The organism is Halomonas campaniensis, from assembly GCF_002211105.1.
In the GTDB taxonomy this organism is placed as follows: domain Bacteria; phylum Pseudomonadota; class Gammaproteobacteria; order Pseudomonadales; family Halomonadaceae; genus Vreelandella; species Vreelandella campaniensis_A.
The window spans coordinates 854785-879126 of sequence record NZ_JPUA01000034.1 but is presented as its reverse complement, the minus strand read 5'-3'; the positions used below and the strand labels follow the sequence as shown (position 1 = coordinate 879126).

The window sequence follows — 24342 nt, the reverse complement described above, 5'->3', positions numbered from 1 at the left end:
CGTAACGAGAAAGAGTCATCATGGGAGAAGCGAGGGCGCTATCATAACGCAGCCTGACGCGACTTTCATCGCATCCGCGTCAGGTCGTACATGAACGTGCTTCATGTTGCCTGAGGCATAAAATGCTGACCGAATGGACAACCAAGCGCCTTACAGGGCTACTTTAACTCAAAGGTAAACCTTAGCTGCTCTGCGCTGCCCATCGGGTTCATTATGAGCTGATTAAGGGTAAAGGGGTTGGGTAGCCCTACATTAACAGTGAGCTGCTGGGAATAACCGGCCATGATATCGACCATTGCCGTCATCAGTTTGGTGACCTGCGGGCCGAATAACTGACCAAGCTGCTGAGCCTGGGCCAGGGTTTGGGAGATTACCCGCTCTTCGTTGCCCCCCTGCTGGGCGGCTAATTCGGTCGCTAAACGCGGCAGCATGCCCTCATCGGAGTAAGCAACAACGAGGTCGCCGCCATGCAGGGTTGCCGACTCCAAAAGCGCGGGGTTGCGTGTGGCCTGCTCGATAGTGGTGCCAGCAGGCAGCGTGATGGGAAGGTTCATGGTGAACTCCAGCCCGGCGGCGCCCGTCAAGGTCAAGGCACCTTCGGATATCAGTCGGTTCTCCTTGCTTGATTCTTCCCATCGGGAGTGGCTATATCCATTGGCTCTCAGCTGTCCGGTGCCCCCGGTAAGGACATTGCTCAGGCTCTGAAATGCTTGGCGGTCTTCAGGGGGCACAAGGTGAATCAGTTCGGCGACATCGAAATAAGCCCCCTCAAAGCCTGCGTCGCCGCTATAGCTACTGCCGTTTACCCAGAGTCGCTCAAGCACAGCCTGCCAGTTGTCGCCGATCAGGCTGAAGCCGTTCAGCTCGGCGTGCTCAACGCTTTCTTCCCCGGCGCTGTCTAACCCGACCAGCTGTTCAATACGGAAATTCGCCAGCGCGAGTTCAGAGGTAATGCCACTCTCCAGGTCTTTGAGTTCGGCGCTGACGTCCTCTATTTCTAGAAGCTGCAGGGCGTTGCGACTCAATCCTTCCAGGGTAAACCCACTGATGTGGATTTGGCCTTCAGGGTAAGTCGTGTTCATGTCGTCCAAAACACTCTCGGTTATACCCCCGTCTAGCCGGAGCGTGATATCGCGAGCGGTCATGGCCTTGAAAGCGACATTTTCGACTGCCTGATCCACGTCCTCGGTGGAGAATACTGCCCGGGGTGGTTCGGGGAGTATTAGTGTCGCAATGCTGAGTAGTGGCGCTGATTGTGCTGCCTCCCTGACCGCGATGCCATCCATCACCACTTGGTCGGGGCGTTCATAGTCTCCTTCGACGCTGTAGCGCTCGATGGTAATCACATCACCATTGGTATGTGTGATCGCCACTTCTTCAGCGATATAGCGCTGCGTCGCTTCGTCTTCGTAAATACGGCTAAAGGTGAGTCTATCGTTTTCGCCTGCCATGCGTTGGCGGAGATCCGCTTCAAGCTGCTCGGACGAGGCACTGACCGTGCCTGAGAGCAACAGAGCCGAAAGCCCAGTGGTTAAGCGCCAGGATTTAGCGAAGACGTGCATGCCGTGACCTCCTTTTAAGATGCCTTAAGCATATCATTCCTATTTCCAATTTGGTCGGTGCGTATGAGGAAGACAGCTGTGGGAGGGAGCTTTAGCTCGCGACCCTTGCATTTTCCTTCGCCATGCAAAATACTGTATATTTATACAATATTTTAAACACCAGGATACCGACGATGCCGGGCCAGTCAGCTCACTTTACGCCAGCCTTGCCGTTAACCTCTCAGCCGCTGTCTAGCGGCCGCACTGGTTTTAGTGGCTTTCCTTCGCCAGCCCAGGATTACGAGCCATGCGCGCTAGACCTCAACAAACGGCTGATTAAAAACCCTACTGAGACATTTTATGCCACCGCCACCGGTGACAGCATGGAGGGGTGGGGAATTTTCGAGGGTGACTTGCTGGTGGTTGATCGCAGTATTGAGCCGCGACTGGGGCATATTCTGGTCGCCATGCTGGAGGGCGAGGCGTTGATAAAACGCTACGCGCTTTACCGTGGCACGCCGCATCTATGTTCGAGCCATCCAAACTATCCGCCAATGCCTATTGAAGGCAGCGACTGCCAGCTATGGGGGGTGGTACGCGCCGTCGTGCACGAGTACTTGCGATGATCGGTCTAATCGATGCCAATAACTTCTACGTAAGCTGCGAGCGGATTTTTCAGCCCGCGCTGGAAGGCAGGCCTGTGGGGGTGATGTCAAACAACGACGGCTGCGTGATCGCCCGCTCAGCGGAGTTGAAAGCGCTGGATATCCCCATGGGCACACCCGCCTTCAAGCTTGAAGGGCTGCGCCGGCGCGGCGAGATCCATCTTCTGTCGTCTAACTATGAGCTTTACGGCGATATGTCGAGGCGGCTGACTCAACTGCTACGCGATGCCTGCCCGGAGGTTGCGCCCTACTCGATAGATGAGATGTTCGTCTATCTGGAAGGGTTAACCACAGAGCAGTGTGAGGGGCTTGGGCGAGAATTGCGCCAGCGTATCCGCCGCCATTTGGGGTTACCGGTCTGTATTGGGTTGGCCCCCACTCATACGCTCGCCAAACTGGCTAATCACCTTGCCAAGCAAGCCTCTCACTACCAAGGCGTTTGCTTGCTTAATGGGCATGATCACACTACGGAGGCGTTGCTCAAACGTACACCGGTAGGCAGCGTGTGGGGCGTCGGCCACAGGCTTGCCGAGCGCTTGGCCATTGGCGGCGTTAACACCGCCTGGGACTTGCGTGAGAGCAATGAAAAACAGCTCCGCAAACACTTCTCGGTGGTACTAGCGCGTACGGCGCTTGAGCTACGCGGCGTACCCTGTTTGACGATGAACGCGCTAGATAAACCCCGAGAGCGCATTATGACCTCCCGCTCTTTCGGACAACCGACCGGTGTGTTTGCAGAGGTGCATAACGCGCTGCGCCGTCACGCGCAGCGCAGCGCTGAAAAACTTCGCGAGCAGCGCAGTTTAGCCCGTGCGGTGATGGTATTTCTCAACACTAACCGTCATCGTCGCGATCAGTTGCAATACTTCCCGCAGGAGCTGATCGCCCTGCCCTCACCCAGCGACGATACCCGGGTGATCCTTGATGCCGTCCGCCAAGGTCTTGAGCGGATTCATCGCCCCCGCTACCAATTTATGAAGGCCGGCGTAATGCTGCTGGATTTAGTAGATGCCGAACAGTACCAAATGTCGTTACTGCATCAACCTGCCCGCGATCGCCACCCGTTTTTGATGGCCACCATTGATCAGATCAACCAGCGCATGGGGCAAGGCACAATCAGCTTTGGCATGACGAATGCACCAGCCGCCTGGCAGTTACGCTGCGCCCATCGCTCTAATCGCTTTACCACACGCTGGGACGAACTAATGAAAGTGGGCACTCACCCAGGCGCTATCGATGCGTGTAGTTCGCGTACGTAACCGTTACCCTAGCGTTTATCGGATTTAACGGACGCCAACGCAGGAAGCGCTTTTTTCATGTCTCTGACTCGGCCAGATAAAGAGTACGCCCCAGCCCCTGGCTTAGCGCAGCGTTGGGCTAGCCGCTATGTACAGCGTTATTTACGCCGCCACCCGGCACTTGATTCTCCCGACCCACGTGCACTGAAGCGAGCACGGCGCTGGATCATCGCCTGGGCAGCGCTCGCTGGCCTGATTTCCGGCACCCTGATTGGCAGCGCCGAATGGTGGATGCGTGAGTTTGCCACCGGTCACTGGGAGAGCATGAGTTTAAGGGAGCAACTTCCCTACTGGGCCGGCTACCTGGCTATTGCAGGCTGTGTTACCGCACTGGAAATCGGTTTTTTATACTGGAACGCGCTGCGCGGCGTAGCGAATATTACCCGCTTGGCAGGTCTACGTTATGGGCAAACAGAAACATTGGAACCCGATATCCAGCTGACTGTTCACGGTGTTTCCCGATCGGCGTTGGAGTATCCCAGCCCGGGTAGCCTTATTTATGGCGTCGACCCCCACGCCTACCTACATGGCTGGAAGCTAACGCTTAAAGCGCTGCTTTATCGCTTAAAAATCAGCTTAAGCAGCTTTCTACTGCGTTTACTGCTGCGACGGCTATTGGGGCGACTGACGCTGCGCGGTTTTCTACCCGTATTAACCGGGCCGCTATACGCCGTATGGAACGCCTGGATTGCCGCACGCATTATTCAAGAAGCTTATTTACAGGCCCGTGGCCCCGCCCTGGTTAAGCACTTAATGGAATCGCTAACGAACAGCGATGAACACACCCGACGCTTAGTGGCCCAGGGCGTTGGCGAGCTTATTATGCGCAACCAACACCCCCATCCCAACCTGGTGCTGCTGTTGGCTCGCCTGCTGAATAGCCTGCCGGATAAACCACAGGCAATTGACGTTGATTGGCCAGTCGCGCTACAGGGTTATGCGCAACTTACGGGCGAGTCACGTAAAGCACTGCTTGATGCACTTACCCAGGCGGCGCTACTGAGCGGCACCTACAAAGGCTCACGCAAGCGGTTCTTAACAGAGGTGTTTGCAACCTGCCAAACGCCGCTACGTAGCGATGAAGTAAAAGCTCAGCAGCAGCGTTTGTTATCAGGTCAGGTGCCGTAGTATTACGTCCCCTTCAGCGCGTGTCGCAGCCGTGGGGTTAGGGTTTCACCAAGCGCCACCATGGCGACCAGAATCGCCAAGAGCCACGGCCAGTGCGCTGAAAACGTCACGCTATAAAGCCCTAGCACGTTGGCAAAAATCACCAGAATACCGAGCGGGCTGACATAGCGAGCCATCAGCAGCCATAGCGCATAAAGGCGCGGGTTAAGGCCAAGCTCATCGCGCATGATATTGATGTTGAGCACAAAGCCCGCCATCACGACCGTGCCCAGGCCCCCTAGCGGCATCAGCCAGCGTGACGTCAGGTAGTCTAACCAGTCAAAGAACGTCTTACCCGCCAGCGTCCAGTCGGCACCGACATTAAACGAGAGCATCGCCGCCGTGCTAATCAACCACAGCACAATGCCCGTGCTCCACGCCGCCGAACGCCGCGAGAAGCCTTTGCTATCGCATAGCCACGAGATAGTCGCTTCGACCATGGATATCGAAGAGGTGAGCGCGGCCATAGAGAGCATGATAAAGAAAAGAATGCCAAACAGCGTACCTAGCGGCATCGCTTGAAACGCAATGGGCAGGCTCATAAAGATCAGCCCCGGGCCCTCTCCCGGATCCATGCCATTGGCAAAAATAACCGGGAAAATGGCCAGCCCCGCCATCAGCGCAACCACCGTATCCGCCAAGGCAACGCCGAGCGTTGTACGGGCAATCGAGGTGTCTTTGGGCAGATAACTGCCGTAGGTCATGATCGCGCCAGCAGCCAACGAAAGCGTAAAGAACGCATGTCCCAACGCCGCCAGCATCCCCTCGCTGGATAGACTGCCGGTGTTAAACGAGAACAGAAACGCAAAGGCATCGCTAAAGCCGCCGGAGAATGCGCCAAACACAATCAGTACCAGTAGCATGATCACCAGGCCGGGCATCATCCAGCGGACGTTTTTCTCAATCCCCTCCTGTACACCTTTACCAACAATGACCATGGTCGCCAGCGTTACCAGCGTGCTCCAGAAACCTAGATTCCAGGGGTTGGCATTATTAGCGCCAAACACGGCCGCCAGTTCCTCAACGGTGCCGCCGCTCAAACCGCCGGTGAGCATTTTCCAGAGGTACGAGAACGACCAGCCCGCCACCACGACATAAAACGATAGGATCATAAAGCCGCACAGCATCGACATCCAACCAAACAGCGACCACGCCGATGAACGCCCAGACTCGTTCACTACCCGGCGTACGGCATCAATTGGACTACCGCGGCCACGCCGCCCAAAGGCGATTTCGGCCATCATGACCGGTACACCCACAGCCAGGATACACAGCAGATAAACCAGCACGAAGGCACCGCCGCCGTACTCCCCCGTCATATAGGGGAATTTCCAGATATTGCCCAGCCCTACCGCAGAACCGGTGGCTGCCAACATAAATCCCCAGCGGCCTAGCCACTGGGTACGAGGTTGCCCAGAAGTGGTCATTTGCGCAGTTATCCTGTCTGAAAAAGCCGCCTATCCTAGAGGATTTTGCGGGCAAAGCCCACCAGGCTCCGGCCCCTAGGCGTACACCGAGGCTTTGGCTGCGGCATCCAAGCGCTGGGCGGTCTGATCTACCCGGCGTAAACAGGCCAGCAGTACGACGCCCAGCGTAACAAAACCGCCCGCCAGCCATAGTCCAACGCCATAATGGCCAGAGGCTTCAGCCAACATACCGGTTAACGCCGGGGCGCATATCTGGGCGGCGCCGTATGCGAGCGTCATCTGCCCCATTAATCGAGCAGGGCTGGCGGGATAGAGCCTGCCCGCCATTGTCAGCACTAAGCTGACACAGCCAAGGAAGGTGCCGCCATAGAGAACGGCGCTTAGCAGCACCACCGCTGCATTCGCGGTAATGGCTGGGAGCACAATACCAATAACTTGAATGCTCATAGCGATCATCAGTGCCATTAAATAGCCCACTCTACGGGCGACTAAATCCCATAGCATGACGGCAGGCGCAGCGGCTAAACCGGCCAGGGCGAACGTCCAGTTGCCCATCCCTGCCAGCAACGGCTCACGCTCAACGATGGCAACTAAGAAAGTAGCGCTGATGACATAGCCGTAACCGGCGCAGAAGTAGGCGGCGAGCATCCAGCGCATAAAAGCACGTGTTGGCGGCGTAGCGGTTCGGCTACTCGCCAAGTGAGCCCCCGCTAGCGGCCTTTCCGGCCGCGGCAGCCAGCGCCAGGCAGGCACCAGCAGCACGGCACCCAGCAGGCTAAAGCCCCACCATTGGGTCTGCCAGCTAAAGGAAAACTGGAGCATCATCTCAACAGCCACCGCCGCGACAATCATGCCTAGCCCCAAACCGGCAAAATGAATTCCCAGCTCACCGCGCTGGCGATGTTGGATTAACCAGTGAAGAATCAGCCCTGACGCTAATAGCATTGCAGCGCTGCTTGAAAGACCCGCCAGAAAGCGCAACCCTGCCCAAACCCAGAAGTGATCGGTAAGCGCCATACCCGCCGTCGTGATTACCGCCAGGATTAACCCACAGCGAAATAGCGTGTCTTTAATATAAATACTGCGAATAGAGGCGGCCAGCACTGCCCCCAGCATATAGCCCGCGTAGTTAACCGCAGCCAGCCAGCCGCCATCGGCGTCTCCCATCCAGGTCTGCTGCTGCATCACCGGTAGCAATGGGGTATAGGCAAAGCGCGCGATGCCAACACATAATATTTGACTAAAAACGCCCGCCATCAGCACTTTGAAGCGCTGGGCACCTAGCGTTGCAACGGTCATGGGGCTGCTCCTGAACGGCTCTTTAACGACGGCTAATAATTAGCGTGCGTATTTTATCGTCATAGTAAGGCCTTTCAGGCAGCGGGTCATGACCACCTAAGTCGAGGGGCGAGGTAAAAAGGTCTAGCTCGACTCAACCTCCATGCTTAGCAGCAAAAACGATAGCGTTTTGCCATGCCCGTCCAAGTTGAGCGCGCCATTAACACCGCCCTGCAGCACGTCATCAATCACGAAGTTCATGCCCGCCAAATTGGGCAAAGGGTAGCGTCGCACTTGGCTGGCACCGCGGTGAGCAAACAGCGCCAGCACACGCTCCTCGGTTACCTGCTCCAGTAAGGTGGTGTAGTGGTCGGGGTCATAGGCAAACAGTGCCACATTGAGGCGTTCACCCTTATCACCAGCACGGGCGTGGGCGAGTTGATGAAGAGTTACTGAGGAATGCGGGCGCACCGCTGTTTGCGTGCGTTCAGTTTGCAACATAGCGTTCACTCCTGCGTTCGCCGAGCGGCGACGCTTCAAACAGCGTGGCATGGGCATTAACGTCGCAACGCTTGACCAAATAAGAGGCGGTAAACACTCGCCTTTGAAATTGGCGCCGCACGCCGCCACCACCCGCGGGCCCGGCACAATAAAGCGCCAATAGCTCCTGGGTGGCACGGGCCACCCAGCGCCGCTCGCTGTGTTCAGCCGCCAACCGCAGCCGATAATCGCCGCTGGCGGAGGCTGAAGCGCTGCGCTGCAGCTCACCGCTATCGCTATCGAATACGCTGGCCAAGCCAATGATATCCAAGCGAGTGCGCAGCTCGGCAGGGGCTCGAAAGATTAATCGTTCACGCAGTACCTGGGCTGCGAGCTGTGCTCTTGCCAAGGCGTTGGGGCCGGCATAGGAGATTTCCGCCTCACCCTGCCAGCCGCCTTCATAGCACACGGTGGTTTTGAGTCGCTCGGGCGCAGACTTGCCGCGAATTCCCGTCACCGCCACGCGGTTGGATGACAACTGACGCACCTCTGCGTGGGAAAGATCCACCGTGACATCCGGGGTTAGATAATTCGCCGGGTCATGCACTTCGTAAAGCAGCTGCTCTTTCACCGTCTGCTCGGTAACATAGCCACCGGTATTGGCAGGCTTGGTAATAATAAGGCTGCCATCCTGCTCCACTTCAATAATCGGATAGCCCACCGTGGCGAGCCCCGGCACGTCTTTAAAACCCGGATCGGCAAAGTAGCCGCCGCTCACCTGGGCGCCACACTCTGCTAAATGCCCCGCCATCATCCCGCAAGCCAGGCGATCCCAGTCGTCCCAACGCCAATCGAAGTGGTGCATCAGCGGCGCTAAAAACAGCGCCGGGTCGGCAACACGACCTGTAACCACTACATTCGCCTGCATGGCTAACGCCTCTGCCAGCGCCTTGGCACCCAGGTAGACATTGGCTGAGATCAGGGAGTCATCGCTTGGCAACTCCAGCCGCTCGGCCTCCCAGCGCTGTAAGTCCAAGCTATGTAGCTGCTGACGGATATCGTCACCATGCACCTGGGCAATGCATACATCCCCGCGCCCAAGCTGTGTCGCCAAGTCAGCAATTACCTGACAAGCACCACTGGGGTTCGCCGCACCAAAGTTGCCTAAAATCTTAATATCGTGATCCAGGCAGTCGCGCAGCACCGGCGCCAGCAGCTCGTCTAACAGCGGTTCAAACCCGCTTTCGGGATCATCACGCATCGCGCGGTGGGCTGCCGCTAATGTCCGTTCACCCAGGGTTTCAAAAACCAGGGCAGAGGGTTGCTGACGTTTGATCAACTCTGCCACCACCGCCACGGCCGCATCGGTACGGTCACCGGAAAAGCCCGCCCCGCTGCCTAATAAAAAGCTCATAGCTGTGTCTCCTTGGTCTGAAGAGAGTGGTGGTCGCCCGCGACAGGCTTCTGCTCGTCTCTCAGCAGCGAGCGGCGGCGTATAAATAGCCCAATGATCAGAGCTAGCGCCGCTAGCGTGGTGAGCCAGCCGGGCGTCAGCGCAAGTCCAATCACCGCGATCAGCCCCACGACATCGACCACGCGCTTACCCGTCATGGCTACCCGGGACATCAGCGCGGCAAAGGCCATTACGAACACGACCCCTTGGCAGCTGGCCAGGACGATCTCCAGGGCAGAACCAAACCCCGCCAAGGCCGGGTAGATCAGCAGCAGGAAAGGAATGACGTAGATAGCCGCCGCCAAGCGCACTGATTCAACCGCCGCAGGCAGCCAGTTGGTGTCGGCAATGCCTGAGGCCACGAACACCGCAATGCAGACAGGCGGTGTAATCACTGACAGGGTGGCGAAGTAGAAAACGAACAGGTGGGCAATCAGCGGCTCAACACCGATGGTGGTGAGCGCTGGCGCCAGTACTGATGCCACCAGCACATACGCTGCCGTGGTCGGAATCCCCATGCCCAAAATCAGACACACGCCGCCGACGATAAAGGCGACCAGGAACAGCGATTCGCCGCCCACCGTGACGATCAAGCTGGCTCAGGTCACACCGATGCCGGTCATACCGATCATCGCCACCAGAATCTGCGCCCCGGCCAGCAGCACGCCGATAATCACCATGCCTTTACCTGCATCGACTAAGCCTGCCACCAGCTTGCCGAGGATCTCGCGCAGCGGCATCTTAGCCATGAGCGCAAAAGGCACGAACGTTAGCACGGTCATTAAGATGCCGTAGAACGCCGACATTTGAATCGAGCGGCCGCTAAGCACGCCGTAAAACAGCCCGCCTAATGCAGCCAGAATGGGAATAATACGTTCAGGGCGTATCACGTCTGACCAGCTTGGCAGCTCATCGTCAGGCACTACCTGCAGTTGGCGGCGCTTGGCGACCAAGTGAATAGTGACAAACACCCCCAGGTAGAAAAGGATCGCGGGCAGCAAGGCCGCTAAGGCGATACGCAGGTAACTCTCACCGAGAATTTCCGCCATGATAAATGCCGCAGCACCAAGGATCGGCGGTGCGATTTGACCACCGGTGGACGCTACGGCTTCAACCCCGGCTGCGAATGGGCGCGGATAATTCAAGCGCTTCATCATCGGAATGGTGAAGTTGCCCGTCGTAGCCACATTGGCCACCGCACTACCGCTCACCATGCCAAACAGTCCGGAGGCCACGGTAGCCACTTTGGCGGCACCGCCCGGTGAACGCCCGCTAATACGCAGCGCCAGATCCATAAAGGTATTGCCGCCCCCCGTGTGCAGCAGCAAACAGCCGAACAGCACGAAGGCAGCAATGGTCGTCGCGGCGACGCCCACCAGCATGCCCCACACGCCCAAGTCACCGAGGTAGATGGTTTCGGTCATGTAGTAAAGATCAAAGCCGCGGTGGCCAAGCGGCCCTGGAATGGCGGCCCCAAACCACGCGTAGGCTAATCCCACTAACACCAGCAGTGGAAAGATCACGCCGATGGCACGGCGTGACAACTCTAGAATAGCCACTAGCAGTACGCCGGTCAGCAGCATATCCCGAGGTGTTGCCCAGGGGAGTTCGACCAGAATTTGTTCGTAGTTAAGCGCCACATAGCTGCAGGCAACTACCACGTCCACTGCCAGCACCGCATCAATAGCGATGCCCAACGGGCGCCAGCGCTTGCCTTGCCCTAACGGGTAAACGGCAAGCCCTAGCAGGATGACCAGCGCGAGAAAGATGCTCCGCTGAATCAAACTCTCGAACGGCCCAGTGGCGGAGGTATAAAGGATTAGCCCACCCAGCAGGAGCGCCAAGCCTTTGGTGACTGTCTCGCGCATGATCATCTTCTCCGATTGGCCTTACTGAACAGGCTGCAAGGCATCGGGGATGTCGTACCCCTGCTCTTCGAAATAACGTGCAGCACCGGCGTGAAGTGGCACAGTGCCAACCTCCAACGTCATCTTCGCCATATCCGCGTCCTGCATGGCCGCAAAGGCGTTAACCTGCGGCTCCGGGTTTTCCATCACGGCTTTGACGATTTGATAGGCGGTTTCTTCATCCATATCCGGATGGGCGTGCACGGCCACACCAAAGGCCCAAGTGGTGTAGGCAGGAATTCCCTCTGCAGCCCCTTCAGGTACATCGACAATCGCCACATCGGGCATTTCGCTGCGCAGTGTGTCGGCCTGTTCTTGGTCGAGCGACAGCACGCTTATCGGTGTGAAAGTGGCGATGTCCATGGAGGAGCCATCCAGGCGTTCCCCGACACCTGACTTAACGGATCCCATCACGCGACCATCTTTCATGGCGTCAACCATGTCGGTGGTGGATCCACGTACATAATCCGGCTCGATGCCGAGTGCGCGCATTACCGCTTCGGTGGTTTTCTCAGTGGCTGACCCCGTAATGCCTGGATTGAAGCGCACACCGTTTAAGTCAGCGAAGGTTTCCACCTCGGCATCCTGGCGCATTACGGCATTCTGCGGTGCCACGGTGTAGACCCAGAGCAGGCGATTATCGACGGGGCGACCTTCAAAATCCTCCTCGCCCGCGTAAGCGTGATAACCCGTATTGGTGGTCACCAGGCCCATATCGATTTGGTTGCGGCCTAAACGGCGCAGGTTATCCACCGTGGCACCGGTTTCGGCAACCGAAGAACTGATCCCTTCAACTTGGTTATTAATAATCTGATTGACTGCCACAAAGTAGCTGTAGTGGCTGGAGGAGCTGGAGGTAGAACCAATCAGCAGGCGTTCATCGGCATGAGAGGTCGCAGCGGCTAGCACAGCGGCGCTTGCCACCATGGCGGTCAGTAGCGTTTTCATCGTGTCTCCGAAGCTCGCTAGGCGAGCTATTGTTATTGTAGAGCGGTTTTTTATGTAAAACGGTGATCGCGACGAATCGAGTCGCGATAAGCCAAGCATGGTGCTCCAGTTTAATTTTGTATATTGAATAGTTTTTAATTTATGTTTTACTTTCTAAATGAATCCAAGCATCCAGCAGTTGCGTGTTTTTGTAGCCGTCGCCCATTCCCGCAGCCTTGCAGAGGCCAGCGAGCGGATACACCTTTCCCAACCGGCGATCTCCATCGCGTTACGCAAACTTGAGGAGAGTGTGGGCGGCGCGCTGTTTGCCCGCACTACTCGCCAGCTTGCCCTCACACCGGAAGGCGAAGCCTTTCTGCCGGTTGCCGTGCGGCTATTGAATGATTGGAATGAAGCTTTTGAGGATCTTAACGACCAGTTTTCAAAACAGCGTGGCAAGGTGACGATCGCCGCCCTGCCCACCCTCGCAGCGGGTCTGTTTCCTCGAGTTATTAAGCGTTTCCATGAGGCCTATCCGCGCATCAACCTCAGCCTGCACGACGTGTTGGCCGAACAGATCAATCAGATGGTGCGCGAAGGCCGCGCTGACCTGGGGCTTTCAGTGCCGCCAAGCGATGCAGATGACCTGACGTTTGAGCCCGTCCTCGAAGATAGCTATGTGGCCGTTTGCCCCAGCGGGCACCCGCTGCTGACACAATCGACAGTGGCCTGGAGACAGCTGGCTGAGTATCCGTTTATTGGCATTAATCGCCTTTCCAGCTCACGCCAGGATATTGACCGTATTATGCAGAGCGTGGGAGAGCGGCTGGATATTTTATGCGATGCGCGCCAGATCGCCACGGTAGGCCGGATGGTAGCTGCTGGGTTAGGCATTAGCGTGCTGCCCTCGCTCAGTTTTCGTCAAATTGCCGCCGATGGGATTGAGTACCGCCCGCTGGTCGAGCCAACCATTCGCCGTGAGCTGGGCATTATATTGAGCCGCCGTCACCCACCTTCCGCCGCCACCAGCGCCCTGCGTCAGCTAATTCATCACCACGAATAAGCGGCTTTCTCTACACACCGCGCGGGAATCTGGCAGACTAGAGGTGACTAACATCCACCTAAAGATGAGTGAGCAACAACGATGAGCGATAGTGCAAAACCCTGGACGCAACCAATGCCCGAGGCGCAGTTCAAACTGATGCGCGATATTCTTGCCGCCCCCAGCCCCGTCGGTCTGGAAGCCGCCATGACTTACGGCGTTCTCAAACCGCATTTTGAGAGCTTTGCGCCTAAAAGCTGGCATATTCACCAGTTCAAGGGCAACGCGGGCGTGGTTCTGGACACACACCCTGACCGCGACGATATGTTCAAGGTCATGCTGATCGGCCATGCGGATAAAATCCGCATGCAGGTGCGCTCGATTGGTGAGGACGGCAAGATCTGGATCAACACGGATTCGTTCCTGCCGACCGTGTTGATCGGCCATGAAGTGAAGCTGTTTAGCGAAGACCCTGACGCCCCCGGCAGCTACCGCTGCATTGAAGGCGGCACGGTAGAAGCACTGGGCGCGATTCACTTCTCTGACCCTGCTCAGCGCGATGGCAGCAAAGGGCTGAAAAAAGAGCAGATTTACCTGGACCTGCAGATCCACGGTGAGAATAAAAAGCAGCAAGTGCTGAACCTGGGTGTACGCCCTGGCGATTCGATTATTTTCGACCGCCCTATCCGCCCAGGATTTAGTCCTAATACGTTCTACGGCGCTTACCTGGATAACGGCCTAGGCTGCTTTGTGACCGCCGAAGTGGCACGTTTGATCGCCGAAGCAGGGGGCACGAAAAATGTGCGCGTGCTGTTTGCGATTGCCAGCTACGAAGAGATTGGCCGTTTCGGTAGCCGCGTGATGGTGGGCGAAATGAAGCCGGATGCGTTGATTGGCGTCGATGTAAATCACGACTATGTAGCTGCTCCTGGCATCGGCGACAAGCGCATGCAGCCGTTAGAGATGGGCAAAGGCTTCACCATGGCGGTGGGCTCGATTGCCAGCGAACAGCTCAACCGGATTATCGCCACTGCCGCTAAAGAGCAAGGCATTCCGCTGCAGCGCGATATTGTGGGTGTAGATACGGGTACCGATGGTATGGCGGGCGTACTGGCCTCTATCGACAGTGCCGCCACCTCGATTGGGTTTCCCATCCGCAATATGCACACTATCTCAGAAACAGGTCATACTCAGGATGTACTGGCGGCTATTCACGCCCTCACCCACACCTTGCAAGCACTTGACCGCCTGCCCGACCTGCAGCGTGAGTTCCTTGATAACCACCCACGCTTAGACCAAGCGAGCCCGCTTACTCACCAAGGCAGCGACAAGCCTGACAGTGAGAATGATGGTAACAACGACGAAAGTAGCGAGAGCCAAACAAGTAACCAAAGCAATCACAGCAAGAAAAACAAGAAGAAAGGCAAAAAGTAAAACAAGCGTATAAAAAAGAAGCCCCGACCTTTCCCTGGCCGGGGCTTTATCAAACCTTCCTTGATATGTCTTCACAAACATCCTGTTTGTGCTTCCATGAGCGTAAGCTTTCCTAGCTCGATCTTCCCTGTTGTCACTTCCTTATGGTGTTCACCCACAGTGAACCTTAAAGCAAGTTATTTATCTAACCTATGTTATCAAAACGGAAAAAATTATCTTTTTTTTACTTAGATTAATTGCACTAATTTAAAGCACATTATTTTATATTTTCATATGGCGCTTATGCCCAGCAGCGCTATACTTTTATAAGTATCGGTAACGATACTGCTCTACACGGACGTTACCACGCCTGAACCATCAACAACCTACTGGTAGGAGGTCAGCGTGCGCGACATTATAATTATCAATAAAGTCAACGGACTGGATGTCATCTGTCGTCATTGCGGTAACTCAGAGTCACCCAAAAATCCGTTTTTTAATCGCTTCCGCTTGGAAGGCACCGGCAAGAACAGCGTCACCATACGCTGCCTTAACTGCCAAACAGCGGTTGAAACACCCATGAATGAATTAAGCTCGCTTTATTATCACTATGCTTGTTGAAGGAAGCGTTTTCTTACCGACGACTCTACTGTAGAAAGGAGTAATTGTTTGTAACGCAGACGCCCTATCATCAGTAGCGTGCACCGCAAGCATAAAAAAGTTAATAAAAGCATTATAAGAGTTTAATTAAACTGTCATTAATTTCAAAAAAAACCCGGCCAATCCTTGGCCGGGTTTTCATTAGGTCATCCCTGATCTTGCGCCACAAACATCCTGTTTGTGCATCCTTGTGCTACACAAGCAATCCTTGCTTGTTCTTCCCTATCGCGAGTTCCTTTCGCTGTGTGTACACAGTGCGCTTTATAACAGCGGGTTTATCTAACCTATGATATGTAGCGGCAAATAAATTGTTTTTTAAAGGTTTTTTGGAGTTTAAACAGCATTTTAGCCAAGCAGATTCTTGACGACGATTGTTAAAACAACATTTTCAGCGGCATCCATAGCCCCATCAATACCATGGCGATATTTTCTGTCAGCGATACAAACCCTAGTGGCACATTGCTGCTTCCGCCAACGCAGGCGCATTTCAACTCACGCTTATCCACGTACACGGCTTTAAAAACCGACACCGCGCCCACCGTGCCGATAAACAGCGCCAGCGGTGCTGCTAGCCAAAGCATGGCACCGGCCAGCATTAGTATCCCTGCCAGGGTTTCTGCATAGGGATATACATAGCTGTAAGGGATATAGCGCTGAGCCAGCAGGTCATAGTTAAGGAACATGGTGCTAAAGCTCTCTACATCCTGCAGCTTCTGCAAACCCAGCAGTACCATGGCCGAGGCCACCGCATATTCGGGCATTCGTGCCGCCACCAAGGTGCCATTGGCAACCCAGCTAACCGCCAACCCAATGAGCAAAGCGGTCACAAAAATGGCGATCACCGGCCGATAGGAAGTCTCTTTTGCACTTGGCACGCTCATGCCTAAATGCTCGCGCACCTCTTCATAGCCGCCAATACGTTTATCGCCGATATAGGTTTGCGGGGTGGTATCAACATTCTCCTGGGCCTTGAACGCTTCAATTTCATCTCGGGATGTCAGCGGATGGTCATCGACCTGGTAGCCTTTGCGTTTTAACAAATCGACTGTTTTCATACCGAATGGGCAAAGATGCTCTGCCGTCTTCATCCGATAGACCCGTGCTGTTTCCATGCTAGTCGTCTCCTTTTGAACTGATGCGAACACAGCGATTGCCACTGCATAACCTACTTCTCTATAAGCGTAGCCGGAATATCTTCAGTACCCAAAATAGCAACGGCGAAGAGAACCTCGCCGTTGTCACCAAACGCGATATTGAAAATGGTGCGCTATTTCATCAGCCACGCCATCAGTGTCTCAGCTGTCAGCGCTGAGGAAGGGGGGTTTTGTCCAGTGATCAGCTGACCATCTTCACGTACATAAGGAGTGAAATCATCCGCTTTACTATAAATCCCGCCGCACTTTTGCAAGGCATCTTCCACGAGATGCGGCACGATATTGGTCAAGCCAACGGCCTCTTCTTCGCCGTTGGTAAAGCCCGTTATCTGACGACCTTTGACAAGCGGCTCGCCAGCGCTGTCTTTCGCATTCACTAATACGATCGGCGCGTGACAAACCGAGGCAACCGGCTTGCCTTGAGCGATAAAGGTTTCGATCAGGCGAATAGAGTCCGCGTCGTCGACGAGATCCCATAGTGGGCCATGGCCACCGGGGTAAAACACCGCATCGAAGTCATCAGCTTTCATGTCACTCAAGCGATGGGTAGCGGCAAGCTCCGCGTTCGCTTTTTCATCTTTCTTGAAGCGGCGCGTTTCATCGGTTTGGCTATCCTCTGCATCACTTTTGGGATCCAGCGGCGGCTGCCCTCCCTTGGGCGATGCCAAGGTTACTTCAGCACCCGCGTCTTTAAAGACATAATAAGGGGCTGCCAGCTCTTCAAGCCAAAAACCAGTTTTATTGCCGGTATCGCCCAACTGATCGTGAGACGTTAATACTACTAAAATACGCTTGCTCATATCTCTCTCCTGACGGTGGAAAATGAGGCAATTAAAATGCGTTACAGTTAGTTAGTGGGGGTCTGGATAGCGGAATGCAAGGAGACACGGCAAGTGAGCATCGAAGCGCGGGACTTTTACCGTAACGGGCCTGACCATCGCCAGGGGCAAACGAGTAGCTTTGCCTTGATACGGCGCCAGTTTGATTTTCGCTCTATTGAGATTGGCCGCTGGGTCACCAACGCTGAGCGTGACCGTGCCGCCGAGCTGTTTCATGATGCGCTGTGCGATCTCATGCTGATTCTACAGGGGCCAGAGGCGTTGATTTCACTACGCGGCTCAATCGCACTTCAGTACGGCAGTGGTGGTCGACCTGGCGTTTCTGCTCACTATGACCCCAGCCAGCGCAGTTTCTCACTGGCCAAAAATGCTGGCCCCGGCAGCATTGCCCACGAGTGGTTTCATGCTTTTGATCACTATATCGTCAGCAAGTGTTTTCGCGGCACGCCAGTCAGCATGTTCGCCTCTACCGCCTGGCTCGCCGATGCAGTGCCCATCCCCCACCCGCTTAATCAATTATTGATGAAGTGCTTCAAGGCTATTCTGCTTCAGCCAGCAGGCGATCAGCCTAGCGAGCTGTTTCAGCACTCGGTGCAAGTGGATAAAAAGCTCGGTCAGCTCTACTACAGCAAACCCGAAGAGCTCTGCGCCCGCGCTTTCGAAGCCTTTGTGCAGGATGCCGCCATCACCAATCACTTTCTGGTCAAAGGTACCAAGGCGTCTCCCGAAGCGGAGATGGGTCTGTATCCGCAGGGCGAGCAAAGGGAGCAGGCCAATGCAGCGTTCAGCGACTACTTTGGCAGGCTGGGAAAAGCGTTGCGGGATGCAGAGTAAGCATGACGGCGCTCGACAAACTCTGCTGCCGAACGCCGTGGGTGTATAAAGCAACGTCATCTAGGTAGAGCACTTCGTAATATCTGCGCGTTTCGTAGTGTTCAGCACCGCTATCAGATAGCACAATGCAAGCGCTAGAAAGCCCAGCAGATCACTGATCCATTCGGGATAGATCATCAGCGCGGCAGGTACCAGCAGCGCACAACGCATGCGTACTCCCACCGAACCTATTCGATAAAGGTATCCTTCCATCGCCGCTGCCACCAGCCAGATCGCAGTCATGGCTGTAAACGCGGAGGCGATCACGCTCAACAGGGGGCCCTGCAAAATCAGCGAAGGGTTGAGCACAAACAGGAACGGCAGCACGAACAGCACGGCCCCTAACCGCACAGCGTGCAGGCTCGTTTGGGTACTGTTGGCGCCAGCAACACCGGCCGCAGTAATGGCCGCCAGCGCCACGGGTGGAGTGATATAGGAGAGCATTCCCCAGTAAAGTATGAACAGGTGGCTGGCGAGAGGGTTAAGACCAGCCCCCACCAACGCTGGTGCAAGCAAAATCGACAGAAAGATATAGCATGCGCTGACCGTCATTCCCATTCCGAGGATAAAGCTGGTAATCGCTCCCGCCGCCAGCATCAGGGGAATGCTGTCACCTGCGTAGAGCAGCAGTTCACGAGAGAAAGCTCCTGCAACCCCCGTATAGGAAAGCCCACCGACCACCAAACCGATACCGGCCAAGACGGCAACCAGACTCCCCACCCCGTGTGCTAGCTGATAGAAAAAATCCAGCAGTTGGCTGATACGCAGCCGTTGCTGACGGCGCACCAGTGCAATCGCCAGCAATATCAAGGTGGCATAGTAAGGTGCCTGACTTTCCAGACGCATGACAAGCAGCATGTAGATCAGTACGCCCAGGCTGAGCAGGTACGGCCATCCAGAGAGCAGCGTGTCACGCACCCTGGGGATATCCTTGGCGGGCATGCCCGTCAGACCTTTGCGGGCAGCATAGTTATCCACCTGAAGCAGCAGGGCCAAGTAGAAGAGCACCGCAGGCAGCAACGCCGCCATCATGACCTCACCGTAACTGACGCCTAGGAAGGAAGCCATGATGAAGGCAACGGCCCCCATAACGGGCGGCATCAAGGTTCCACCCGTGGAGGCACACGCCTCTATGGCTGCGGCATACTCGCGTGAATAGCCACTGCGCTTCATGGCAGGAATGGTAATCGTTCCTGTGGTCAGGATATTGGATACCGCACTACCGGATAAGCTGCCCATGAAGGCACTGGAAACGACGGCCACCTTGGCGGGCCCTCCGCGGCTTCGGCCCATCAATGCAGTGGCGAAATTCATGAAGAACTCACCGCCACCGGTGATGGTCAACGCTATCCCGAACACGACGAAGCCGATAATCAGGTTGGCGACGACCTGCATCGGCACGCCCACAATGCTTTCCGCCCCCATGACATGGGCTCGAATGGTTTCCCCCCATCCAAAACCATTACTCCACAAGAAACCAGGCATGTGGCCTGCATAGAGTGGATAGAGCCCAAATAGCAGTGCCACGGCAAAAATCGCCCAGCCACCACAGCGGCGAACGCCTTCCAGCACCAGTAGCAGCATGATTGTTGCCACCAGCGTTGCTTCGAGCGGGGCGAAGTACTCCCACCCTTGCTGGGTCATGCGCAGGCCATTAAGGCCAAGGTAGATGGCGCCACCAAGAGCAGCCCCCGCCAGCACCCAGTCATACCAGGGGAGGCGTTCGTTATCAGCCTTGCGAGCCGGAAAGATCAGTAGTGCCGCCGATAGGAACAGCCCTATCAGATAGTAGATAAAGGCATTACCGATCGGATAGAATCCTAACAGTTTGAGGGCAAAGGTTTGGTTGATCGTCATCAACAGACCGACGGCCCCCAACCCCATCACTATCCACCTTGCCGAACCTTCCAATCGCTGTTGACTTGAATTGCTCATGATGTCGCTCCCAGTGACATATCAACCCCGTGGTCAAAGCGCGACAATCACTTCTTGCCGGCGAGCTTCCCAGCGTTCGGCAAGCGCATCCCCTTCAAGGTCTGGCTCCTCGTTCAGCAGGTTATCCCAAGCTTGTTTCAGTGCTTCCAGGCGGGCGAGGCGGTTATCGTTCCATGTCTGCATCTCCTCGCTCCATAGCCCTTTCTCTTCCATATAGCGGATAGCCCCAGGGTGGAAAGGTATATCGATAGGCGGCACGCCGGCGTCCTCAATTGCCCAGCGGTGAATGGCAGCGGTCGCGTCACGATAAAGGTCATAACTCTCATCCAGGCTCTTGATGAACTGGTAGACCTCTTCTTCGTCACGATCAGCCATGGCTACGATGATCGGGTAACGGTAGGCAAGCATGTTGGCGGGAGATTCTTCGCTTAGCCCGGCGCCAATGATTTCACGGAATGACTGGAAAACGGGGGCCACCTGATTCATGCGCGCCCAGCCTTCTTCATCATCGGCAGGAATATCCACCCAGCGAATACCACGAGACGACTCTTCCAGCTCATAAAGCTGGCTGGCGGTGGTGGTCGTACAGGTGGCGTCGGCCCGATCCTCGACCAACGAACTCATGGCTGCGCCGTGAGTCGGGAACATCACCGCCTCCACATCGTCGCGTCTCAGCCCTGCAAAGGCCAAGATCGCATCACATTTCACATTGACCGAAGGGTTGCCTGCCACGTAGGCAACCCGTTGCCCCCGCAAGTCATCGAGCGTGTGGATATTGGCGTCGGCAGCCGATGGCACACCGAAGGTAGACGGTCTTCCTGCAACGGCTCTGAGGTCTTGTGGCCCCCAGCGGCGCTCACTGAAGTCGTAACTTCCTTCCGTTGCAAAGAAGGACTCCGTAGCCAGAAAGGCATAGTCAGCTCGGCCGCTCACCAGGGGCTGCAATCGCCCAATAGCCGATCCCGCAGGCTGGATACGTATGCGGGTGTTGTAGGCCTTGCCAAAGGCATCGGCGATGGCGGAGGCCTCCGAGTGTCCTTGCGAGCCCACATCATAGGCGGTCCATGTCATGGTGCTGGGAAGCTCTGCGGCCGAGGCCGTATTGGCTAGAACGGCAAAAACGGTGGAGATAAGGCCAGTGGTCAGGTGCGTGCGTTTCATGGTTTTACTCTCATGTTGTGTTGTTATTGGCATCAACATCATTGGTGATTGTTATCAACCCATTCGACTGGGCAGTCAGGCACACAATGGTGCACTGAGGGCTAGGCCACCGGCACATCCGGCAGCACGCCTTTCGCTCTAAGGTGTTCTATTTGTTGCACGGTCAATCCTGCTTCATGAAGGATTGCGTCGGTATGTTCGGCAAAGCGTGGGGGTGGCGTTTCATAGCGTGAGGGCGTACGGGCTAGCTTGATCGGCGAGCCAGTGCCCTTGTAATGGCCGATATTGACGATCATATCGCGGTGCTGGGTATGCGGATGCGCCAGCGCTTGCGTGGTATCGAGTACGGGCCCGCAGGGAACGCCGATACGCATCAACCGGTCGGCGAGTTTATCCCCTTCCCACCTGGCCATGGCACTCTCCAGAACATCACGCAGTGCATCGCGGTTACCCAGGCGGGCACCATTGGTTGCAAAACGTTCATCCAGGCTAACGTCGTGGCATTCGAGCAACTCGCATAAGCGCGCGAACTGCACATTATTGCCAACCGCCAGAAAAATCGGCTGTGTCGCCGTCCGGTAGACCTCATAAGGGGCAATATTGGGATGTTCATTTCCCGTGCGACGCGGCGGCGGCCCACCGTAGAATACATTGGGAAAATGGGGATGCATCAAGGAGAGCCCTGAGTCGAACAGTGCTGTTTCGACAAACTGCCCAAGCCCGCTGCGCGTACGCTCATGGAGAGCCAAGGTGATACCAATGACGGCATTGAGGCCGGTCACAATATCGACAATGGGCAGCCCCACCCGCAGTGGCTCCCCCTGTTTCTCACCGTTGACACTCATCAGCCCCGCCATTGCCTGGATGACGGCGTCATAGCCAGGCAAACCGCCCATCGGACCATCAGCACCAAACCCACTGATTCGGCACTGGATCAGACGGGGAAAGCGCGCACTGAGAATGTCATAGCTCAGCCCCCACTTTTCCAGGGTTCCCGGTTTGAAGTTTTCCACCAGGACATCGGCTCCCTCCAACAGCTGCAGTAATAGTGCCTTGCCGTCATGATGGCGGAGATCCAGCGCCATCCCGCGCTTGCTGCGGTTCAAACCGTGGAAATAGGAAGCTGCATCGCCTTCGAAAGGAGGCCCCCAGCCGCGGGTTTCATCCCCCCCAGGAGGCTCGATCTTGATCACATCCGCACCATAGTCACCCAGCACCTGGGTGCAGTACGGGCCTCCCAGCACACGGCTCAGATCGATCACCCTGATTCCGCTCAGTGCGCCATTGGGCTTATCCATGAACCACCTCCAGCCCGTGGGAACGCGCCAGTGCTTGGGTATTCACCACCGCCGCGACCTGTTCGTCGGTCATCGGCGTTTCGCTGAGCAGCAGCGCCAGCGCTTCCGGCGACGCTCGACTGACCGAGAGCGGATCGGGAGGGAGTAACTTGTGGCATACCACCAGCCAGGCCAGTGCCAATCGCCGCCTGTCTCCCGTGATCCGAGACGCCTCCCAGGCCATAAGAATGGCGGAGGTAATGTGGTAGAGACCGCTGGCGATCCGCCGTGCATCGTGCTCGCAGGCAGGATCCTCTGCCAGTGCATTCGCGCCCTCTACTGCCTTGTCGAGGAGCACCTGCAACAGGTGGCGCTCGTGATCCTCAATGACGGACGCTTGCAACTGTTGATGCAAGTAGTCAGCCAGTATCGGCAAGGTCTGTTCACGCCGAATCGCCCGGAAAACATCCAGGGCAACGATATTGCTGGTGCCTTCCCATATTGAGCCAAGGTGGGCATCGCGCAGCACGCGGGCATCCGACCACTCCTCGATGTAGCCACATCCACCACGTACTTCCATGCCATCCCCAGCCACCTTGCGTGCATCCCGCGTGGTGCGGAACTTGATCATGGGCGTCAGGATGCGCAATAGCTTGGCTGACTGGGTATCCCCTGCATCGGCACGCCGCAGGCACTCTGCCGTGTGGAAGACCATCGTGCGCCCCTGCTCGGCAGTGAGCATCATCTTGCTGAGCTGACGCTGCATAAGCGGCAGCTCGATGAGCTGGCTACCGAACGCCTGACGATGGCGGGCAATGAAAAGCGCCTCGTTGAGTGAGCGCCGCATCAACCCCGCCGACCGCACTCCGTTCGAGAGACGAGACATGTTGATCATATCCGTCATCTGCTTGAAGCCCTGCCCCGGCTCTCCCACCACATAAGCTTCGGCGCCTTCGAGCAGGATCTCACCGCTCGCCATGGAGCGAGTGCCCAGTTTGTCTTTCAGGCGTACAATGCGGTAATGGTTAAGATCACCATTTTCTAGATACCGGGGCAGCAGGAATAGCGTGAGACCGCGAGTGCCCCGCTCCCCCTGCTCGGGGCGCGCCAATACCATCGCCAGCGCGGCATCAGGGTTAGAGCAGAACCATTTGTCGCCATAAAGGCGCCACTTGCCTTCTTCCTGCCTCGCTTCCGTGGTAATCGCCCCAACATCAGAGCCTGCATCCTGCTCGGTCATGAACATCGCTCCCTGATAGGCCAGATCCATATCCTGTGAGGTCAACGCTTCCAGGTAGCGGTTCACCAACGCTTCGTCGCCAAACTTGCGCAACGTGCGAGTCAGTGCATCGGTCATGCTAAGCGGGCAGCAAAGGCCAAACTCTGCCTGTACGAACAGGTACGTCAGCGCATACTTCACTACCGGCGGCATGGGTTCCGACCAGTCAAGCACTCCACCGCGGTGCGACATCGCCGCCAGCCCGAACTGCCCATAGGCATACGCTTCCAGGCGTTGATAGGCTGGATGTTTGAGGATCTGCTGACGCTCGGCGCCATTTCTGCTGCGCAGGGCAAGTTCAGGCGGATGCTTGTCAGCCTCGATGGCCAGCGCTTCCAGCTCACCGCCAGCAAGGGCTCCCATCTCGTTGAAGTGGCGCTCCAGGTGCTGACGTAGCGCCTTCGGCAAATAAAGATCCAGAAGCTGGGAAAGGGTGGGATCGTTATGGTAACTGTTCTGCCCCCAGGAATCGGGGATATTGCGGTGTATCAGTTCATTCACGACGGTGTACCTCTTGGACTTATTATATGTTTTATCGTCACATTAGGCGGGTACGGAGGCCGTCT

19 protein-coding genes and 1 pseudogene are annotated in these 24342 nt (G+C 56.2%); 7 read left to right on the top strand and 13 right to left on the bottom strand.

Annotation, left to right across the window (positions count from 1 at the left end; all coding sequences use genetic code 11):
- Nucleotides 1–158 precede the first annotated feature (158 nt).
- Nucleotides 159–1562: a hypothetical protein gene (locus tag JI62_RS16460; protein WP_088701169.1), complete on the bottom strand. Its 1404-nt coding sequence runs from the start codon at nt 1560–1562 to the stop codon at nt 159–161.
- A gap of 173 nt (nt 1563–1735) precedes the next feature.
- Here JI62_RS16460 and JI62_RS16455 point away from each other — a divergent pair, with 173 nt between their 5' ends.
- From JI62_RS16455 to JI62_RS16445, 3 genes are read left to right on the top strand one after another with little or no spacing between them, the layout of a single operon-like run.
- Nucleotides 1736–2167, top strand: a complete 432-nt coding sequence (locus tag JI62_RS16455) for a LexA family protein (protein WP_088701168.1) — start codon at nt 1736–1738, stop codon at nt 2165–2167.
- Nucleotides 2164–3465, top strand: a complete 1302-nt coding sequence (locus JI62_RS16450; RefSeq protein ID WP_088701167.1) for a Y-family DNA polymerase — start codon at nt 2164–2166, stop codon at nt 3463–3465. Before JI62_RS16455 ends, JI62_RS16450 begins: the two co-directional genes overlap by 4 nt.
- A gap of 57 nt (nt 3466–3522) precedes the next feature.
- Entirely contained in the window at nt 3523–4632 is a 1110-nt protein-coding gene (locus JI62_RS16445) for an LBF_2804 family protein (protein WP_088701166.1), read from the top strand.
- 2 nt (nt 4633–4634) lie between these two features.
- Here the strand turns inward: JI62_RS16445 and JI62_RS16440 are convergent, their stop codons facing one another.
- From JI62_RS16440 to JI62_RS16415, 6 genes and pseudogenes are all read right to left on the bottom strand, one after another.
- A complete protein-coding gene (locus JI62_RS16440) occupies nt 4635–6098 on the bottom strand; it encodes a sodium-dependent transporter (protein ID WP_088701165.1) in 1464 nt (487 codons plus the stop codon).
- 75 nt (nt 6099–6173) lie between these two features.
- On the bottom strand, nt 6174–7397 hold the full coding sequence (locus JI62_RS16435; protein WP_088701164.1) for a YbfB/YjiJ family MFS transporter: 1224 nt from the start codon (nt 7395–7397) through the stop codon (nt 6174–6176).
- 123 nt (nt 7398–7520) lie between these two features.
- On the bottom strand, nt 7521–7877 hold the full coding sequence (locus JI62_RS16430; protein WP_088701163.1) for an AtuA-related protein: 357 nt from the start codon (nt 7875–7877) through the stop codon (nt 7521–7523).
- A complete protein-coding gene (locus JI62_RS16425) occupies nt 7864–9270 on the bottom strand; it encodes an acyclic terpene utilization AtuA family protein (RefSeq protein ID WP_088701162.1) in 1407 nt (468 codons plus the stop codon). The genes JI62_RS16430 and JI62_RS16425 overlap by 14 nt, the downstream gene beginning before the upstream one ends.
- Nucleotides 9267–11177: pseudogene (locus tag JI62_RS16420) on the bottom strand (TRAP transporter permease). The gene JI62_RS16425 and the pseudogene JI62_RS16420 overlap by 4 nt, the downstream one beginning before the upstream one ends.
- 21 nt (nt 11178–11198) lie before the next feature.
- Nucleotides 11199–12164 carry a TAXI family TRAP transporter solute-binding subunit gene (locus JI62_RS16415; RefSeq protein WP_088701161.1) on the bottom strand — a complete coding sequence of 322 codons (966 nt, stop codon included), beginning with the start codon at nt 12162–12164 and terminating at the stop codon, nt 11199–11201.
- 157 nt (nt 12165–12321) lie between these two features.
- Here JI62_RS16415 and JI62_RS16410 point away from each other — a divergent pair, with 157 nt between their 5' ends.
- The 3 genes from JI62_RS16410 to JI62_RS16400 all read left to right on the top strand — a co-directional run bounded on the left by JI62_RS16410 (nt 12322) and on the right by JI62_RS16400 (nt 15219).
- The gene (locus tag JI62_RS16410; RefSeq protein ID WP_088701160.1) at nt 12322–13206 is read left to right on the top strand and encodes a LysR family transcriptional regulator; all 885 of its coding nucleotides are present in this window, start codon (nt 12322–12324) and stop codon (nt 13204–13206) included.
- 81 nt (nt 13207–13287) lie between these two features.
- Nucleotides 13288–14619, top strand: coding sequence for a M20/M25/M40 family metallo-hydrolase (locus tag JI62_RS16405; RefSeq protein WP_088701159.1), 1332 nt, complete (start codon nt 13288–13290; stop codon nt 14617–14619).
- Between the two features lie 384 nt (nt 14620–15003).
- Nucleotides 15004–15219, top strand: a complete 216-nt coding sequence (locus JI62_RS16400; protein ID WP_088701158.1) for a hypothetical protein — start codon at nt 15004–15006, stop codon at nt 15217–15219.
- Between the two features lie 413 nt (nt 15220–15632).
- Here JI62_RS16400 and JI62_RS16395 read toward each other — a convergent pair whose 3' ends face one another.
- Nucleotides 15633–16370, bottom strand: coding sequence for a glutaredoxin (locus tag JI62_RS16395; RefSeq protein WP_088701157.1), 738 nt, complete (start codon nt 16368–16370; stop codon nt 15633–15635).
- 155 nt (nt 16371–16525) lie between these two features.
- Nucleotides 16526–17212 (bottom strand): type 1 glutamine amidotransferase domain-containing protein, encoded by a 687-nt coding sequence (locus tag JI62_RS16390; RefSeq protein WP_088701156.1) that lies wholly within the window; start codon nt 17210–17212, stop codon nt 16526–16528.
- A gap of 93 nt (nt 17213–17305) precedes the next feature.
- On the opposite strand from JI62_RS16390, the gene JI62_RS16385 reads away from it, so the two are divergent.
- Complete coding sequence (locus JI62_RS16385; protein ID WP_088701155.1) at nt 17306–18085, top strand: CLCA_X family protein; 780 nt, start codon at nt 17306–17308, stop codon at nt 18083–18085.
- 60 nt (nt 18086–18145) lie between these two features.
- On the opposite strand, the gene JI62_RS16380 is transcribed toward JI62_RS16385, so the two are convergent.
- From JI62_RS16380 to JI62_RS16365, 4 genes are all read right to left on the bottom strand, one after another.
- Nucleotides 18146–20059: a TRAP transporter permease gene (locus JI62_RS16380; protein ID WP_088701154.1), complete on the bottom strand. Its 1914-nt coding sequence runs from the start codon at nt 20057–20059 to the stop codon at nt 18146–18148.
- 33 nt (nt 20060–20092) lie between these two features.
- Nucleotides 20093–21220, bottom strand: a complete 1128-nt coding sequence (locus JI62_RS16375; protein ID WP_088701153.1) for a TAXI family TRAP transporter solute-binding subunit — start codon at nt 21218–21220, stop codon at nt 20093–20095.
- Nucleotides 21221–21321: 101 nt separating this feature from the next.
- Nucleotides 21322–22518 carry a CaiB/BaiF CoA transferase family protein gene (locus JI62_RS16370; RefSeq protein WP_088701152.1) on the bottom strand — a complete coding sequence of 399 codons (1197 nt, stop codon included), beginning with the start codon at nt 22516–22518 and terminating at the stop codon, nt 21322–21324.
- Entirely contained in the window at nt 22511–24277 is a 1767-nt protein-coding gene (locus tag JI62_RS16365; RefSeq protein ID WP_088701151.1) for an acyl-CoA dehydrogenase family protein, read from the bottom strand. Before JI62_RS16365 ends, JI62_RS16370 begins: the two co-directional genes overlap by 8 nt.
- Nucleotides 24278–24342 lie beyond the last annotated feature (65 nt).